Annotated in this window: 3 protein-coding genes; 1 reads left to right on the top strand and 2 read right to left on the bottom strand. The window is 53.9% G+C overall.

Features of this window, described 5'->3' with window-relative positions; translation table 11 throughout:
* Positions 1-253 precede the first annotated feature (253 nt).
* Both lacNas_RS05250 and lacNas_RS05245 read right to left on the bottom strand, forming a co-directional pair.
* Positions 254-1,183: a dihydroorotate dehydrogenase gene (locus lacNas_RS05250; protein ID WP_201330509.1), complete on the bottom strand. Its 930-nt coding sequence runs from the start codon at positions 1,181-1,183 to the stop codon at positions 254-256.
* Between the two features lie 53 nt (positions 1,184-1,236).
* Entirely contained in the window at positions 1,237-1,374 is a 138-nt protein-coding gene (locus tag lacNas_RS05245; protein ID WP_201330508.1) for a hypothetical protein, read from the bottom strand.
* 77 nt (positions 1,375-1,451) lie between these two features.
* Between lacNas_RS05245 and pyrF the strand changes: the two genes are divergently transcribed.
* The coding region (gene pyrF, locus lacNas_RS05240) for an orotidine-5'-phosphate decarboxylase (protein WP_201346666.1) at positions 1,452-2,087 on the top strand (636 nt) is incomplete at its 3' end.

The following is a 2,087-nucleotide window of genomic DNA, read 5'->3' as shown; positions in this document are numbered from 1 at the left end:
CGGCAGCCGTTTAGTCAGTGAACTGCCAGCTGCTGAGCAGATGGTCAGCGACTTAAACACCGACGTCGACCGCTTCAAGCAGGAAGCCGACGAAGAAATCGCCCGCCTGCAGGCCAAGATTGACAGACTGAACAGCGAGCTCAACCAGGACCTGAACGAGAGCGAAAACTAATCAAAACAAGATAAAACAAAAAGTGTTGAATGATTACTCTGAAGTAATTACTCAACACTTTTTTTGTGTGCTATTAATTTTCTATTGTTTATTCGACTGCCACTGGCCAACCAGGCTGGCAACGTCGCTGGCGCCCATGTCGGCCAAAACTGCTGGCAGGCCGTCAACTACGTGCTTGATGGCCAATTTGTCATGGAAGGCCATGCTGCCGATCTGGACAGCGCTGGCCCCAGCCAGGATGAATTCAGCCGCGTCTTCCGGGCTGTTGATCCCGCCAACCCCGATGATCGGCAGACTGGTTGCCTGCTTGACCTGGGCCACCATGCGGACGGCCACTGGCTTAACCGCTTGGCCGGACAAGCCGCCAAAGTCGTTGCCCAAAACTGGCCGCCGGGTCTTTAAATCAAGGTGCAGGCCAAGCAGTGTATTGATCAAAGTCAAACCGTCAGCTCCGCCTCTTTCTGCTGCCTGGGCAATTTCCACGATGCTGGTGACGTTTGGCGTCAATTTCACGTATACCGGCAGGTCCACCTTTTCCTTGACCAGGCGGGTGATCTTTTCCACCATTTCCGGCACGATGCCAAAAGTCATCCCGCCTTCAGACACGTTCGGGCAGGACAAGTTGAGCTCTAAGGCGTCCGGCTTAGCCGCAGCCAAAATTTCCGCGACTTCCACGTAGTCTTCCACGCTTTCCCCGCCCACGCTGGCCAAAATCGGCAGATCTGGGTGCTTTTCTCTTAAGGCCGGGATCTTTTCCTTGGCCACGACTTCAGCGCCGGGGTTGGTCAAGCCTACAGCGTTCATGACCCCGTCACTAAGCAAGGCGATCTGCGGCTGGGGGTTGCCGGTCCGGGCATGGCGGGTGGCAGTCTTTAAGACGATCGCCCCCATCTCGTCCCAGTCGAAATTCTCTGGCAAGTCGCCAAAGGCAAAGGTCCCACTCGCCGGCATTACCGGATTCTTCAGCTTAAGGCCTGGCAGTTCAACAGCCAAATTAACTTCTGCGGTCATTTTTCCTCCCGTGTGACTTCATGTGACTTCTTTAACTTTTCAATTCGCCAAAATTATCCTACAAAAAAATCAAAAAGGCAAGCTGGCCAGGTGCTTGATTTTTCAGAAAGTTCGTGATAGTCTTTTGTTAACTGAGCTTTAATTGGTACAGAGAGACCACAAGCACCACAATCTTTTTGGTATGCACGCATTCTGCCCGCCTGGGGTCTCTGTAGACTCTGGCGGGCTTTTCTTATGCGGTCATACGCTGTTAATTTAAGGAGTCGCAATGAACAAACCGTTATTTATCGCTTTGGACTATGATGATCAAGAGAAAATGTGGCTGTTCCTCAACCAGCTGAAGGACAAGCAGGGCCTGCACGTCAAGCTGGGGATGGAAATGTTCTACCAGTACGGGCCGGAAATCGTCCGGGACCTGTCTGCCAAGGGCTACCAGATCTTCCTTGACCTCAAGCTGCACGACATTCCCAACACCGTCAAGCGGACAGCCCACCAGCTGGCTGCCTTGGGCGTCTACTGCACGACCGTTCACGCTTTGGGCGGCAAGCAGATGATCCAGGCCGCCAAAGAAGGCCTGATCGAAGGCACCCCGGCCGGCAAGCCGGTTCCAAAGCTTTTGGCCGTGACTGAACTGACTTCTATTTCTGAAGAAGTTCTCAAGAATGAGCAGCACTGCTCACTCAGCCTGGCTGACGAAGTCAAGAGCCTGGCCCACCAGGCCCAGGAAGCCGGCGCTGACGGGATCATCTGCTCACCACTGGAAGTCAAGGCAATGAAGAACGAATTCAGCGACGACTTCATGTTCGTCACTCCAGGCATCCGGCCAAAGAGCTACCAAAAAGACGACCAGGCCCGGGTGGCTACCCCAGCTGAGGCCAGAGAAAACGGGTCAACCGCCATTGTC

The sequence above is a fragment of the Lactobacillus nasalidis genome (assembly GCF_016587775.1).
GTDB lineage: Bacteria > Bacillota > Bacilli > Lactobacillales > Lactobacillaceae > Lactobacillus > Lactobacillus nasalidis.
The sequence above is the reverse complement of the archived record's forward strand: the minus strand, read 5'-3'. Positions and strand labels throughout refer to the sequence as shown.

Excerpts from the sequence above, each read along its gene's own strand:
- lacNas_RS05245 (WP_201330508.1), bottom strand. The coding sequence starts at position 1,374 with ATGCGTGCATACCAAAAAGATTGTGGTGCTTGTGGTCTCTCTGTACCA.
- lacNas_RS05250 (WP_201330509.1), bottom strand. The coding sequence starts at position 1,183 with ATGACCGCAGAAGTTAATTTGGCTGTTGAACTGCCAGGCCTTAAGCTG.